The organism is Microcystis sp. M079S1 (genome assembly GCF_020246425.1).
In the GTDB taxonomy this organism is placed as follows: domain Bacteria; phylum Cyanobacteriota; class Cyanobacteriia; order Cyanobacteriales; family Microcystaceae; genus Microcystis; species Microcystis aeruginosa.
Window position 1 is genome coordinate 1 of sequence record NZ_JADBSZ010000065.1, and the last position, 13,884, is coordinate 13,884.

Consider the following 13,884-nt stretch of genomic DNA (forward strand, 5'->3'; position numbering starts at 1 on the left):
AGCGGTGCGATAGCTGGAACTTACCTCGTTATTAATGATAGCGCGGCTGGCTTCCAATCCAGCAATGATTTATTAATAAATATCACCGGATTTACTGGCACTTTACCAGCTTTAGGGAACATTCCAGTGGGTAATTTCTTTATCTAAGTGTCTAAGCTCTCCTTCTAAGTCACCTAGAAAACGGGTTTCTCGGAGAAACCCGTTTTCTGGACTTTAAGATAAAAAAACGTTTCGCTGACAAACTCTATAAAGAACGTAGGTTGGTTTGAAGCATGAAACCCAACGCCTGCTCATGTTAAGCTTTTCACTACTACTTATAGTTAATCATGTATTTCTGGCAATTTCGTGTTTATCAGCGTCCTTTGCTGCGTCCCCTACAAACCCATCACGGACTCTGGCAAATTAGGGAAGGAATTATTATTCGCTTAGAAGCGGAAGATGGACGTATAGGATGGGGAGAAATTGCTCCTTTACCTGAATTTGGTTCAGAAACATTATCGGCAGCAATATTATTCTGTCAAAGTCTCGAAAATCCCCTATCAATAACTTCAATTTTTTCTATTCCTGAACAATTTCCCGCTTGTCAATTTGCCTTTGAATCAGCTTTAGAAGATTTAAGTATCGAGAATAAATCAAGAGAATTAGAACCGAGAAATTATAGTTATTTATTGCCCGCCGGTGCGGCAGTATTTCCCTTTCTGGATGAGATTTTAGACGCTAATCAAACTAATACTTATAAATGGAAAATTGCGGTCAATTCTCTCAAGCAGGAGTTAAACTTATTTGAAAAATTAATTACCCGATTACCCAGGGGAATTAAATTGCGTTTAGATGCCAATGGGGGATTAAGTATGGCTGACAGTAAAATCTGGTTAAAAATTGCCGATGAATGTCAAATAATTGAATTTATCGAACAACCTTTACCCCCATCTCAATGGTTAGAAATGTTGCAATTAAGTCAAGATTTTACCACGGGGATTGCTTTAGATGAATCGGTGGCCAATCTTCGACAAATAGAGGAATGTTATCAACGGGGATGGCGAGGAATTTTTGTGATTAAACCTGCTATTACTGGTTCAATCCAAGGGTTAAGAAATCTCTGGGAAAAATATCCCTTAGATTTAGTATTTTCCTCGGTTTTAGAAACTAATATCGGCAGAAAATCCGCTTTAAGTCTAGCACAAGAATACCCCAGAAAGGAGCGAGCTTTAGGTTTTGGTGTGCAACAATGGTTTAATAATAGTGACCCCGATTGGTTAGAAAAACTGTGGACGACATCAGCAAACAATTAGCATATCTCAGTCAAAAAGATTGGTTATATGGATACAATAGCCAAAAATTTTATCAATTATATCAGTCCTATTCTCAGCAATTTATCGCCGCAGATAATCCTCGATTAACTATACTGCTGGCCGAAGGCAATCCCATTAAATTTTTAGCGATATTCTTGGCTGCCGTCAGGGTCAAAAGTTGCCTATTTCTAGCTAATCCTGACTGGAAAACTAACGAATGGCAACAGGTTTTCTCTCTGATGCAACCCGATGATATTTTTGGCGAAAATATCAAGGTTTTTAACTATAATTCTCCTCCTGTCAATCCTTTGACTAATTCTCTGATGATACCCACGGGGGGAACCTCGGGAAAAATTCGCTTTGCTATCCATAACTGGTTAACTTTAACTGCTTCTGTCAAAGGTTTCTCTGAATATTTTCAAGTCGAGCAGGTTAACTCTTTTTGCCTATTACCTTTATATCATGTCAGTGGTTTAATGCAGTTTCTGAGAAGTTTTTTAACAGGGGGAGATTTTGCTGTTATTCCTTACCATAAAATCAAACAAAAGCGGATAAATAATCTCAATCTTCAAGATTATTTTATCTCTTTAGTACCCACTCAATTACAATTCTTTCTAGAAAATGATCCTCGCTGGTTAGCCAATTTTAAAACAGTTTTACTAGGAGGTTCCCCTGCATGGCCATCTTTACTAGAAAAAGCTAGAGAATATAATATTTCTTTGTCTCCCACCTATGGAATGACGGAAACTGCCTCACAAATTGTCACCCTTAAACCAGAAGATTTTCGAGGAGGAAATAATAGTAGTGGACAGCTATTACCCCATGCTAAGATAAAAATTAATCCCGATAACCAGAAAATTATTATTGAAGCAAAATCTTTATTTTTAGGTTATTATCCCCATCTTAATCAAGCAAGCTACTTCGAGACCGATGACTTAGGTTATTTGGATGAAAGTGGTTATTTATATATCATTGGTCGCGATAGTCAAAAAATAATTACTGGAGGAGAAAATGTTTATCCTTTTGAGGTAGAAACTGCCATTAGACAAACTAATTTAGTTAAAGATGTGGTGGTTTTAGGATTGCCAGATTCTCGATGGGGACAGGTAATTGTGGCTTTTTATGTCCCCGTTAACTCTCAGATATGCCAGACAATTATTCAATCCCAGATTAAGGATAAATTAGTCAATTATAAACTGCCGAAACATTGGATAAAATTACCAGAGATACCAAAAAGTCCCCAAGGCAAGATTAATCGAATCACTTTAATTAAATTAGCTGAAACTTTTTTGATACCGAGTCAAACCCTGGACGATACTTAACCAAACCTTGCACTCCTGTTAAGCAATCAATCCGTAATTCTAAAACCATAAATACCTCCTCTGGAACGGGATACTCACAGGATAAATTTTTAGTTTGAGCGGTTATAAACCCAAAACGATGATAAAAATGCGGGTTTCCTAAAACCACCACTGCATCAATTCCTCTAGCGGCACATTCCCTGAGACTATATTGAGTTAAAAGAGAACCGATGCCCTTGCTTTGATAATCGGGTAAAATGGCTAGGGGTGCTAATCCCAGCAGATTTAAATTAGGTTTATTTTCCGACTCTAAAGACACTGGACTATAGAGAATATGAACGATAACTTTTTCTTCTTCTACAGCAACAAAAGAAAAGACAGGGACATTATTTCTCAAAGTCTTGACTAAATTGGCTTCATTTTCCCGGCCAAAAGCCAAGCGATTTACTCGGTATATGGCAGCAAAATCGCTGTTTTTTTGCCGAGGAATTTCTGGTAATGGTAATCTCTGGCTCATTTTATTAATAAATGTTAAAAGTTGATAGCTATCTTGCTAAAGATTGACCGCTTAGGCAATAATATTAAGTTTATCATGCCCATTTCAAGTAAAGAATGCTCAACGCTTTTATTTGGCTACCGATTATAGGGGCGATACTGATTGCCTACACGCCTCTAGAGGCGAAAAAAGTGCGAGGATTAGCTCTAACTCTTGCTGTCGTTCTCTTACTGCTTAATATTCTCCTTGGCTGGCAATTTGACCCTAGTAACCCGCAAATGCAGTTCACGGTTAACCTGCCTTGGATTAATTTCCTCGGTTTCAATTATGCCCTCGGGGTCGATGGCTTATCATTTTCGTTACTTTTTCTTAACAGCATCTTGACAATAATTGCTCTTTATGCTAGTGGTACAGAGGTTAACCGACCGAAATTTTACTATTCCCTGCTCTTGTTACTCAATGCCGGAGTAGCGGGGGCCTTTCTAGCGCAGGATTTACTGTTATTTTTCCTATTTTACGAATTAGAAATCGTCCCGCTTTACTTTCTCATTGCCATTTGGGGGGGGCAAAGACGCGGTTACGCGGGCATGAAATTTTTATTATACACGGCAATTTCAGGCTTTTTAGTGCTAATCTCTTTCCTCGGCTTAGTTTGGCTAACCGGTGCTAATAATTTCGCCTATAACCCCCTTTTATCGAATAATTTAGACGTTAAAACCCAATTACTGCTCCTCATCCCCCTTCTGATTGGATTAGCCATCAAAATCCCGATTTTTCCCTTTCATACTTGGCTACCGGATGCCCACGTCGAAGCATCCACCCCCGTTTCTGTGCTTTTAGCGGGAATATTACTCAAATTAGGAACCTATGGACTGCTGCGCTTTGGAGTCGGTTTATTTCTCGATGCTTGGGTGACTATCGCCCCTTGGTTAGCAACGATAGCAGCTATCAGCGCCCTCTACGGGGCCAGTTGCGCTATTGCCCAAAAGGATATGAAAAAAGTAGTGGCCTATTCTTCCATTTCCCACATGGCCTATATTTTACTAGCGGCGGCGGCCACCACCAGATTAAGCATCACTGCGGCGATTTTGCAGATGATTAGTCACGGTTTAATTTCCGCTTTGTTATTTTTGTTGGTGGGAGTAGTGTATAAAAAAACCGGCAGTCGGGATGTGGATTATCTACGCGGTTTATTAAATCCGGAAAGAGGTTTACCAATCACGGGAATGTTAATGATTTTAGCGGCTATGGCCAGCGCTGGCATCCCCGGAATGGTGGGATTTATCGCCGAATTTTTGGTCTTTCGTGGCAGTTTCCCGATTTTTCCGATACAAACGCTCTTATGTTTGGTCGCTAGTGGTTTAACCGCAGTATATTTTCTCCTGATGATTAATCGGGTTTTCTTTGGTCGTTTAACCCCTGAATTATCGCGCATTCCTCGCAGTACCTGGCCCGAAAGATTTCCCGAAATTGCCTTGGCTTTATTTATTATTGTTTTGGGATTACAACCGAGTTGGATGATTCACTGGACTGAAAACCAAGCATCAATGTTATTAACCGGCACGGCAATTAGTCAAAGGCAATCATAGAAAGCTTTTTCGGAATTTTTCAAACCTAGACCGAAACTAACTTGTGGATAGGAGCCGAAACGTCAAAAATTTTTGGCTTTGCGGAGGGAATTAACCGTTAAAACCACCTGTTCCCCCACCCGTTCAATTTCTTCTAAAGTATTAAAACGACTCAACCCGAAGCGCAGGGAGGCATAAGCGAGAGATTCGGGGCGACCCAAGGCAGTTAAAACGTGAGAGGGGGCGGTATGGCTAGAAGAACAGGCAGAACCGGAGGAAAGAGCCACTATTGGCTGTAATCCTAACAATAATGCCGCACCGTCCACCCCTTCAATGCTAATATTCAAATTTCCGGCTAATCTTTGGCTAGGATGACCATTGAGATAAATTCTGTCTAATTGACTGATAATCTCCCATAAACGGGCTTTTAACTGATTTAAGTGGCTGGTATCTTCTTCAATCGCTTTGATGCCCAATTCTACCGCCTTGGCAAAACCGACAATTTGTGGTGTAAATATTGTACCCGATCGCAGTCCTTTTTCCTGGCCTCCCCCTTGAATTTGAGCGGCGAGACGAACTCTGGGGTTCCGGCGCCGGACGTACAGCGCACCGATTCCCTTCGGTCCGTGGACTTTGTGGGCAGTTAAGGACATTAGATCTATATTCATTTCCTCCACATCTAGGGGAATTTTGCCGATTGCTTGGGCCGCATCCGTATGAAAAAGGACCTGATACTGGCGACAAATCGCCCCAATTGCCGCTAAAGGTTGAATCACCCCAATCTCGTTATTAGCCGCCATAATTGACAGCAAAATCGTGTCAGGACGTAAAGATTTTTCTAGTAATTCCAAGTCAATTAAGCCATCACCACTGACGGGTAAAATTGTCACCTCAAAACCCAATTTTTCCAGATAATGACAGGGATCTAAAACGGCCCGATGTTCTGTCATCACCGTAACTATATGCCTTCCCTTGGCGAAATAAGCTTCGGCAACCCCTTTGATAGCGAGGTTATTGGCCTCCGTTGCTCCACTGGTAAAAATGATTTCTTCGGGGCTACTATTAATAGCAGCGGCGATTGTTTCTCGTGCCTGTTTAACCGCGGCCTCGGCTGTCCAACCATAGACATGATTAATACTACTGGCATTACCAAAGTGTTCGGTAAAATAGGGTAACATCGCCGCCAGAACCTGCGGCTCCATCGGTGTCGTGGCGTGGCAATCTAGATAAATCGGCTTTTGAGACATATTTTTCCCCCGCGGGGGATTTGGGAAGGAGATATCCCCTATTTTAAGAGAATCTCTGAAAGTGCATTGCTAATCTATGTTAACAAAAAAGTATCGGATAAGTAGGTAGGCACAATTATTTGTAGGATGGGTTAGCGGTAGCGTAACATAATCGGGCGTTGGGTTTCATGCTTCAACCCAACCTACGTTCTATGTTAACAAAAAGGTATCGGATAGTAGTCAACAGCTGACGACTCAGACCAGAACTTTAAGATTTAATAATGAGAGCGCAATCGCTCTCTGACAGCAGTTACAATTTCCCTATTCCAATGTTGTTCAGCAACCCAACAGGATTAATAACACATATTTTCCCGCTCAATCATGGCTAAAAAATCGAAGGCATTTAGTGAACTGCTCAGGCTGCAGAAAATGTCCCAAGGATCCGAAAAACCCTTGAAAAGCTTTGAGAAGAAATTAAGAGAAAAGTCATCGGCTTTCAAGGAAATTGTCGTCTCTCCTTCTGGGGAAGTCACAATGTCGGAAGTTCTGGAGGATTTTATCGAGCCTTACCGCAAATCCAATGAAACGAAGGGATCTATGCGAACACTGCTGACCATAGGGATAATCGCTTGGAATCTGGCGTTGTCCCCCGAATCAAAGCGGCAAGAGATGATAGACCGAGTTTTTAACAAAGACCTTCTTAAAGGAGATAAAAGGCTCAAGGCGGAGATTCAAGAGCTAATCGAGGAGCTAATCGCTAGGAAAAACCGTTATTTCTCGGAAAACAAGCGGATGATTGTGGATTTTGAGTTAAAAGAGCTAGGAAGCGAGTATCATCTCTCGGTTGCCTCCAGCTTGTCGCCCGAATTTTCCGAGTCAGAGTTTGCCTTCAAAGTCGGCGACTCGGTCATCGTCAAACAGGGTGTACTCGACCCAGATTTGGGGACTGACATCGGTGGTTGGCAAGGAAGAATTGTGACAATTGAGCGGCAGAGCAATCTCATCGGCATTGAGTGGGATAGCATCACCCTGAAAAACATCCCCAGTTCGGTGATTGACCAGTGTGAAGTGGAAAACTTAGACTGGGCTCAAATGTGCCTCTCCTCAACGGATGTGGAATTAACCCAACCTCGAGATACTGAAGAAGATGTGGCCGCCATCATTGAGCAAATTGAGTCTAACATCGTTGGAGCTATTTAGCAGAAAAGAGAAAGGCGATTCAGGCGGTTGGCCGACGTTGACCCTGAGGAGGAAATGGCGGCTTTAGACGCTTGGAAAAAAACACTTGATTCATTACCCTATTGACCATCGAGCAGCGATTTGGAGGAGAGAAATTTGAGATGGATGATTCCCAGAAATACGAGGCTGACTGTCAAAAGATAAGAAAAGCCAATCATGAATTACTAACGGATTTTGAGAGTTGGCTAGAATCATCAGGCCTGTCCGAAAAAACCATTAATAATCATGTTTCAAATATAGATTTTTATATCAACGAATATTTACTCTATGAAGATGCCGTAGAAGCCAAAGACGGGGTAGATATGGTCAGTGACTTTTTGGGTTATTGGTTTATCAAAAAGGCCCTGTGGGCCAGTCAATCAAGCATCAAGGCTAACGCAGGTAGTCTGAAAAAGTTCTACACTTTCTTACTGGAAAAAGGCCTAATAGATAAAGATGATTTGCGAGAACTTAAAGAAACCATCAAGGAAGAAATGAGTGAATGGCTGGAAACTTTAAGGCGATACGATGACCCATTGACTGAAGATATGTCGGATGTTTGGTAATCTTAACCAAGTGGCAATCCCCCACCCTGTGGCTGAGAAGCTATAATATCATTGTCAGGACACAACAAGAGTGAAACAATGGAAACATTAGAATTAGAAAGCTGCCACTCGATTCTTAAAGCTGGTAAAACGACGACAGAAATAGCTTTACAATTGTTTGACGCTCTCGACCCCGTGAGTTTAGACTTTATGCTCGGTCGTTGGCAAGGTTCTGGACTTCAGACAAATCACCCAATGGATGGTTTATTAGAAGCATCTAATTGGTATGGTAAAGAATTTGTCGATACTGAGAATGTCCACCCCCTGTTATTTTTAGATGGTCAGGGAAAAATTTTTAAGGTGGCACCCAATCCCACGGCCATGAACTGGATTTTGCAGCTGCCGATACTCAAAAATAATTCTCTGAAACCTTTACTGATGCTGACCAACTCCTTGCTGAAAACAGAGACAAGTCAGGCTAGACTGCGAATGATGGAATATCGGGGCAAAGTCAGCGCCACGATGATTTATGATTATTTGCCGATTAATGACTCTTTTCGGAAAGTAGATGATAATACCGTGCTGGGAATTATGGATTTTAAAAACTCTCCCCAACCTTTCTTTTTTGTTCTCAAGCGATGTCAAAGACCTCTTAATTCTTGAGGTTCGATTTAAACCCTTCATTATTGACGATATAATAAGATGATTGCCGTCCTTTTTCGGCTCGATTATCAATTGCAATGACTCGCCAAATTCACGACCAATTTGCTAAGGAGTATTTAGAGGAATTGTTAGCACCTCTAGGGACGATTAGAAAGAGCAAGAAAGTAAAAAGCGAGGTTCAAGAAATTGATGTCTGGTTTGAACCGGCCAGTTCACCATCAAGGAATAAACTCCCTTTAGGGTTACTCGGAAAAATGGCGGCGACTTCCTGCTTGTTTGAACCTTTCCGCAACTCTCCCTCAGAAATAGAGATTCGCAGTTGTATATCAAAGTTATATGCGGTTCATAATGACCTCTTAAGGAAGGCGAAACGGTCAAACAAAGCTCTAACTGCAGCAGAATTGCCAGTTTTATGGATTCTCACGCCCACCTTTTCAGCTAGAATGATTCAAGGATTCAGGGCTGACAGCGATGAGAGTAATTGGTTGAAAGGGGTTTACTTTTTAGCTGACTTCCTCAAAACAGCCATAGTCGCCATCCATCAATTACCGGTGAATGAAGACACTTTATGGTTGAGGGTTTTAGGAAAAGGAGGAACTCAGAAACGAGCCGTAGAAGAGTTAGTTGAACTTCCCCAACCTAACCCTTTTCGAGAAAATTTACTGGAAATCTTAGCCAACTGGCGCAAGAATTTAGAGTTGAGGGATAATTTAAGTGCAGAGGAACAGGAGGTCATTATGAACTTATCACCAGCTTATCTAAAGCAGCGAAAAGATTGGAAGGAAGAGGGAAAACAAGAAGGGAGACAAGAAGGCACCTTAGAAGAACGTTACTCGATGATAGCCAGTCTTCTGGAAGGAAGGTTCGGAACTCTAGATTCGGAATTATCCGCTCTGGTGGAACGGATTGCCCAACTTCCCATCTCGGAACGCACCGAGTTAATTCTTTCTCTGGCGAATTTATCCCGCTCCTCACTATTAGAAAGATTGAGAGACAATTAAATTTTCAGTCCGCTTGAGCCTTAAATCCTGATGGTAGAGAGACTCCGCAGGGCGACACGGATTCCTATTATAGTAAAAGGTTAGCAAAAATTTTTGAGTTTGTCAAGTCTTTTGCGAAAAAAAAGCTGAAAAAATTTCAGCCCGATAATTATCTGTAATTGTCTCTTAGTTTAGTTTTTAGAGGAGACAATCGCCAATTCTTGCCGCCAAACTAGCAGGGATTTCTCCCAAGCTAGTTCCCATTTTTGCGCTAAAAAAGGTCGAGTATTTTTGCCCAAATTATAGGCGATGACAATCTCTTCCCAGAGAGAGGCTAAGGAAAGTGGAGAAGAAAATAAAGCTCCCAATAATCCCCCTAAAAGTATGACAATAGCTAGAGGGCGACGAGTTTGACTTAATTCAAAAGCTTTCAGTTGCAATTCTCCCATGCCATCGACACCAAAACCCGTTACTATATGCCAGATATCGTGAGTTTGCCGTAGGCGAAGCAGCAGATAATCTGTATCAGAATTGACCTGAATAGACCGATAAAAATTAGGATCGAAATTGAGACTAATTAGGTGAGTAGCATAATGATAACCTAGGGAATCTTCAGGGAGTTTTAGCAGGGTTTCTAAACAGGGACTAGCGGCTAGATATCTTTGGGCAATTATTTGGGCGGTAGCTTGATCGCTTTTAACATATTGTAAAGATAATCGCTGTAACCAACTCTCTTTTAAGCCATCTTCAATATCATATACAGACAGAATGTTACTGGGATTTTGTAAAAGAGAAATTATTCCTTTGGTGACACCGATTAGATTAGTTGTGAATAGCATATAAACTCTCCTAAGTCAGAAAAAAGAGTGAGAATAATCGAAAAAACTGATAACCAATAACTGGGAAAAACTACTCCTTATAGGGATCGTACTGACTCAATATCCGTTCTAACTTTGCTTCGTCAATGCGATTAATTAAGCGTTTAGATTCTTCGACATCACGGACAGTTTTTGATAAATTAATGGTCGAACCGACGGTAAATAGTAAACCCATGCCTAAATAACCTTTAATCCACGCATCTACCGGCAGATAAATAACTCCTAAAGAAGTGGCAGAAATAGAGACAATAAAAGATAACCAAGTTTGAAAAATCCACGCTTGAGTATGACTGGGAGCAGTACCGTATTTTTTATCGTTCATAATCGTCTCCTAAATGTTTCTACACCCATTCTGTCTCTTCTAGAGGTGCAACAACAATGAGCGCTATCTAGTAGGGGGAGGGTTGAGAACTGGGGTGAAGTGGGGTGAAGTGGGGTGAAGTATCAAGTATAATCGTTGTCAGAATCTAGGACCGAAAAGATGGAGAGCAAACACCTGAAAATTTGGTATTCTTGGGAAAAACAAGAACAAATGATCGAGCGCTTGGTGGGGAGAGTGGGATTAACCCGGGTGCGTGCCACTTGTTTTCTGCGTCTCTGGATTTATGCGATCGCCAAGGAAGGACAGGCAAAACCCCCTTTATCCCAGTTAATTTTTCCCACCACTGCCATTATATGTACCCATCGGCAAGCATCGGATTTATTTTATCAGGATCAGGATCAGGGCAGCGATCGCTCGGCGGGTATGATGTTAGATAAATTAGCAGCCCTTGGTTTAATTGAAAAAATTTTTGACGGCAACACAACCAGAATTAAAATCAAGCCAATTAAGGGGATTTTAGAGCCTGATAGCTCGGAATCATCTGTGGAATTGCAATTAGATCAATTTAATCCCCGTTGTGATGCGATTCCTGTGGCTAACTTGCTGACACGCAATTATAACTGGATGAATCGCAATGCTGAAGCAATTCCCCATCGCATTTCTCGTCTGTTGCGGGGTTGGGCAAAAGATTACACCACAGGTATGCGAGTTTTGCGTCGGGTAGATAATCTTAATCCCGTCGGTTTTTATCTCCTCTATCCCACCGCAAACGAGTCGGAAGCGAATTTTTTTACCTCTCCTAACAAGAGTTTACATCTAAGTGCGATCAACGAACAGGATCCTTTTAAAATGGCATCCGTGGGAGATGAAAATTGTCTTTCGGTATTTATTCGCAGTTGGATGATCGATGCTAATTATTTAGAAAAATATCGTTTAATCTTCCTGCAAGATGCCCAAAAAACTCTCCAGAGAATGACCTTAGATTTTCCTAATCTCTGCGATTTACATACTTTGATTATTCATCCCGATTATGAGAAATTAGCCGCCGCCTTGGGATTTCAAAAAACTATTCAGGAATCCCCAAACTCTATTTATTGGATGTATTTAGGACTCGATCGCTTTTTATCCCTAGATATGAGTGCAATTCAATTTTAATCGGGAGTGGGGAGTAGGGGGAAAAAATCCATAACTGGGTTTTTGAAGTTCGATCGAGAGTTAAGTAGGTAGGCGTTAAAAATTATCAGATGCCCCCCTTATCAAGGGGGGATTAAGGGGGGACTAAGGGGGGATCGACATCCCCCTTATCAAGGGGGGCAGGGGGGATCGAACCTAAAATCGATTTTTAATTTAATTATAACCAGCTACTTAGTCGTAATATTAAAAGCGGATTTGGTATAAATCTTCTTTTGTGGGATTTTTAAAACCTAGATACAAACTAACTTTTCGATGCGGTGCAAAGTTGGCATTCATACCTTAATTCAGTAACACCAATACTGTTAGCAAGGAACGAACCCCAACCCGACAGCAGCTTTTGTCAAGGATTGTTAAGATGTGCTTACCCTGTAGATATCGATTCTTGCCTGTGGCAATATGTTGGTAATAGGGACTTACCAGCAGCTAAAATTTGCCTGATCGTAGCGAGGAGGAAGAATATTCTCACCGGTGAAAAGAAGTCGAATTAATTTTCTACAAATCTTTAGACACACATTCCGCAATCTCAAATCGAAAATCTCAAATCTAAAATAGGCTTATGTGGAATTCTATAATACAATTCTATCAAACTAATAAAAACTGGATTGACAATCTCCTCTCCGGTGCATTAGTGACTGTTGTTCTGGCAATAATCGGTTTCATTTGGTGGTATCGAGAGCAAAAACGAAAAGTCCGAATCATTGAACCGTCCTTACCCTTTACGAAAATTGCCCCCAATAGCAATGTAATCCCGATTATCTACAAAAGGGATGAAAAGGATAAATCTCCTTTAGCGGATCATAATATTATTTACCAACACCGAATGGCTGACCGAAACTTTACTAACGAACTTCTGCAAAATCTGGAGGAAAATCGCTGGTTAATTATTCTCGGACCCACAGGAATCGGCAAAACTAGAGAAGCTGCTGAAGTGGCGCAACACTTGAATCATGAAGGCTGGACGGTATTAGTATTAAAATTAGGAGAATGGTTAGAGCGACCTGAAAATAACCAATTAGAGGCGATCGGAACAGATAAAAAATTACTATTTTTCCTCGACGATCTTAACTCATATATGCGCCGCAGTTTGGAAGTAGAACAAAATCCCCAAGCAAAAGATAGTCCTCTTGCGGCGATTAATATTCCCTTACAAGAACGACTATTAAAAACTCTAAAAGCTTATGAAACCTATTGTACTCGTCCCGAGGAAGTGCGGGTGATTGCCACTGCGAGAGATGAAAAAGAACCCGAATCACCGGGACAACCGAGTGAATGGGATAAGTTACAGTGGGACAAATACCCAAAACTGTGGAACCGTTTTCACTTGGTAGAATTGCCATCACCGGAAGACGGTGCAATTGTCGAATTATTGCAGGATACTATCCCGCAAACCAACATTAAAGCCGAAACTGACTACAGCAGCATTGCTGCCTGTAATGATTCTACCTTTCGCAATGTGGTAGAAAATTTAGTGCGCCTCGACAACCGACAATTACCCCTCAATCGTGCCAACTATCAAGCTACTCTACGAGGCAACTGGCAAAAACGTTATCAGGATGCAATTAAAAGGGATACTCTGGCGAAATATATCTATGCTGCGGTGGATTTGTTGCGCCAGTGTAATGTTTCCTTAGAACCGTTTATTGTTGAACCCACTGCCAGATTTATCGCCAAGGGAAATATGTGGCAACAACTCTGGTATCGCTGGAAAATCAAGCAAAGTTTGGCTGATTTAATTGCCAGAGAAAACATTTTAGAACCTCGCGACGGACAAATTGAAGCCAAGGGAAAGCAGGTAGAATTAAATGACTATCTGCGTCCTCTAAAACAGTTAATTTGGCAGTTATTTAAACAAAAACCAGAGAAAATGTTGCCCTCTCTAGCAGGATTTACTCTTAAACTATATGAATTAAAGCGCTATCAAGATGCCTTAAAAGGGTTCAACCGTCTAGTTAGTTTGCTACCTCAATGGGAAGACGGTTGGTTTTATCAAGGTACTACTTTTTATTATCTTGAACAATACCAAGAAGCGATCGCATCCTATGATCGAGCTTTAGAAATTAAACCCGATTACCATGAAGCTTGGAACAACCGAGGGGTTGCGTTAGGTAATTTAGGCAGATTTGAAGAAGCGATCGCCTCTTACGATCAAGCTTTAGAAATTAAACCCGATGACCATGAAGCTTGGAACAACCGAGGGATTG

General features: G+C 41.2%; 12 protein-coding genes and 2 pseudogenes. 10 read left to right on the forward strand and 4 right to left on the reverse strand.

All coding sequences use genetic code 11. The features are described 5' to 3' along the window. The 3 genes and pseudogenes from IM456_RS03835 to IM456_RS03845 form a co-directional block, all read left to right on the forward strand. Nucleotides 1–147 (forward strand): bluetail domain-containing putative surface protein (locus IM456_RS03835; protein ID WP_502845906.1); only part of this gene is annotated, 147 nt, incomplete at its 5' end. 179 nt (nucleotides 148–326) lie between these two features. After that, nucleotides 327–1,292 (forward strand): o-succinylbenzoate synthase, encoded by a 966-nt coding sequence (locus IM456_RS03840; protein ID WP_287693181.1) that lies wholly within the window; start codon nucleotides 327–329, stop codon nucleotides 1,290–1,292. After that, nucleotides 1,268–2,607, forward strand: a pseudogene (locus IM456_RS03845) (2-succinylbenzoate--CoA ligase); the annotation flags it as partial. The gene IM456_RS03840 and the pseudogene IM456_RS03845, both read left to right, overlap by 25 nt. A gap of 116 nt (nucleotides 2,608–2,723) precedes the next feature. On the opposite strand, the pseudogene IM456_RS03850 reads toward IM456_RS03845, so the two are convergent. Further along, nucleotides 2,724–3,110, reverse strand: a pseudogene (locus tag IM456_RS03850) (GNAT family N-acetyltransferase); the annotation flags it as partial. Nucleotides 3,111–3,205: 95 nt separating this feature from the next. Here IM456_RS03850 and IM456_RS03855 point away from each other — a divergent pair. After that, a complete protein-coding gene (locus IM456_RS03855) occupies nucleotides 3,206–4,678 on the forward strand; it encodes an NADH-quinone oxidoreductase subunit M (protein WP_287693184.1) in 1,473 nt (490 codons plus the stop codon). A gap of 62 nt (nucleotides 4,679–4,740) precedes the next feature. Here the strand turns inward: IM456_RS03855 and IM456_RS03860 are convergent, their stop codons facing one another. After that, entirely contained in the window at nucleotides 4,741–5,904 is a 1,164-nt protein-coding gene (locus IM456_RS03860; protein WP_287693185.1) for a cysteine desulfurase family protein, read from the reverse strand. Nucleotides 5,905–6,264: 360 nt separating this feature from the next. Here IM456_RS03860 and IM456_RS03865 point away from each other — a divergent pair, with 360 nt between their 5' ends. The 4 genes from IM456_RS03865 (at nucleotide 6,265) to IM456_RS03880 (ending at nucleotide 9,310) form a co-directional block, all read left to right on the forward strand. After that, on the forward strand, nucleotides 6,265–7,083 hold the full coding sequence (locus IM456_RS03865) for a hypothetical protein (protein WP_287693186.1): 819 nt from the start codon (nucleotides 6,265–6,267) through the stop codon (nucleotides 7,081–7,083). Nucleotides 7,084–7,223: 140 nt separating this feature from the next. Further along, nucleotides 7,224–7,667 carry a site-specific integrase gene (locus tag IM456_RS03870; RefSeq protein WP_002796499.1) on the forward strand — a complete coding sequence of 148 codons (444 nt, stop codon included), beginning with the start codon at nucleotides 7,224–7,226 and terminating at the stop codon, nucleotides 7,665–7,667. A 78-nt stretch (nucleotides 7,668–7,745) separates the two neighbouring features. Further along, a complete protein-coding gene (locus IM456_RS03875) occupies nucleotides 7,746–8,309 on the forward strand; it encodes a DUF4334 domain-containing protein (protein ID WP_287693187.1) in 564 nt (187 codons plus the stop codon). A gap of 77 nt (nucleotides 8,310–8,386) precedes the next feature. Then, nucleotides 8,387–9,310: an RpnC/YadD family protein gene (locus tag IM456_RS03880; RefSeq protein ID WP_149988107.1), complete on the forward strand. Its 924-nt coding sequence runs from the start codon at nucleotides 8,387–8,389 to the stop codon at nucleotides 9,308–9,310. 170 nt (nucleotides 9,311–9,480) lie between these two features. Here IM456_RS03880 and IM456_RS03885 read toward each other — a convergent pair whose 3' ends face one another. Beyond that, entirely contained in the window at nucleotides 9,481–10,128 is a 648-nt protein-coding gene (locus IM456_RS03885) for a Coq4 family protein (protein WP_149988106.1), read from the reverse strand. 70 nt (nucleotides 10,129–10,198) lie between these two features. Further along, the gene (locus tag IM456_RS03890; RefSeq protein WP_149978304.1) at nucleotides 10,199–10,489 is read right to left on the reverse strand and encodes a YiaA/YiaB family inner membrane protein; all 291 of its coding nucleotides are present in this window, start codon (nucleotides 10,487–10,489) and stop codon (nucleotides 10,199–10,201) included. A gap of 159 nt (nucleotides 10,490–10,648) precedes the next feature. On the opposite strand from IM456_RS03890, the gene IM456_RS03895 reads away from it, so the two are divergent. Together IM456_RS03895 and IM456_RS03900 are read left to right on the forward strand one after the other, a co-directional pair. Then, nucleotides 10,649–11,644: a hypothetical protein gene (locus tag IM456_RS03895; RefSeq protein WP_287693188.1), complete on the forward strand. Its 996-nt coding sequence runs from the start codon at nucleotides 10,649–10,651 to the stop codon at nucleotides 11,642–11,644. 595 nt (nucleotides 11,645–12,239) lie between these two features. After that, nucleotides 12,240–13,884, forward strand: a 1,645-nt coding sequence (locus IM456_RS03900) for a tetratricopeptide repeat protein (RefSeq protein WP_287693189.1), incomplete at its 3' end; no start/stop codon positions are given.

Excerpts from the sequence above, each read along its gene's own strand:
- IM456_RS03840 (WP_287693181.1), top strand. The coding sequence starts at position 327 with ATGTATTTCTGGCAATTTCGTGTTTATCAGCGTCCTTTGCTGCGTCCC.
- IM456_RS03855 (WP_287693184.1), top strand. The coding sequence starts at position 3,206 with ATGCTCAACGCTTTTATTTGGCTACCGATTATAGGGGCGATACTGATT.
- IM456_RS03860 (WP_287693185.1), bottom strand. The coding sequence starts at position 5,904 with ATGTCTCAAAAGCCGATTTATCTAGATTGCCACGCCACGACACCGATG.
- IM456_RS03865 (WP_287693186.1), top strand. The coding sequence starts at position 6,265 with ATGGCTAAAAAATCGAAGGCATTTAGTGAACTGCTCAGGCTGCAGAAA.
- IM456_RS03870 (WP_002796499.1), top strand. The coding sequence starts at position 7,224 with ATGGATGATTCCCAGAAATACGAGGCTGACTGTCAAAAGATAAGAAAA.
- IM456_RS03875 (WP_287693187.1), top strand. The coding sequence starts at position 7,746 with ATGGAAACATTAGAATTAGAAAGCTGCCACTCGATTCTTAAAGCTGGT.
- IM456_RS03880 (WP_149988107.1), top strand. The coding sequence starts at position 8,387 with ATGACTCGCCAAATTCACGACCAATTTGCTAAGGAGTATTTAGAGGAA.
- IM456_RS03885 (WP_149988106.1), bottom strand. The coding sequence starts at position 10,128 with ATGCTATTCACAACTAATCTAATCGGTGTCACCAAAGGAATAATTTCT.
- IM456_RS03890 (WP_149978304.1), bottom strand. The coding sequence starts at position 10,489 with ATGAACGATAAAAAATACGGTACTGCTCCCAGTCATACTCAAGCGTGG.
- IM456_RS03895 (WP_287693188.1), top strand. The coding sequence starts at position 10,649 with ATGGAGAGCAAACACCTGAAAATTTGGTATTCTTGGGAAAAACAAGAA.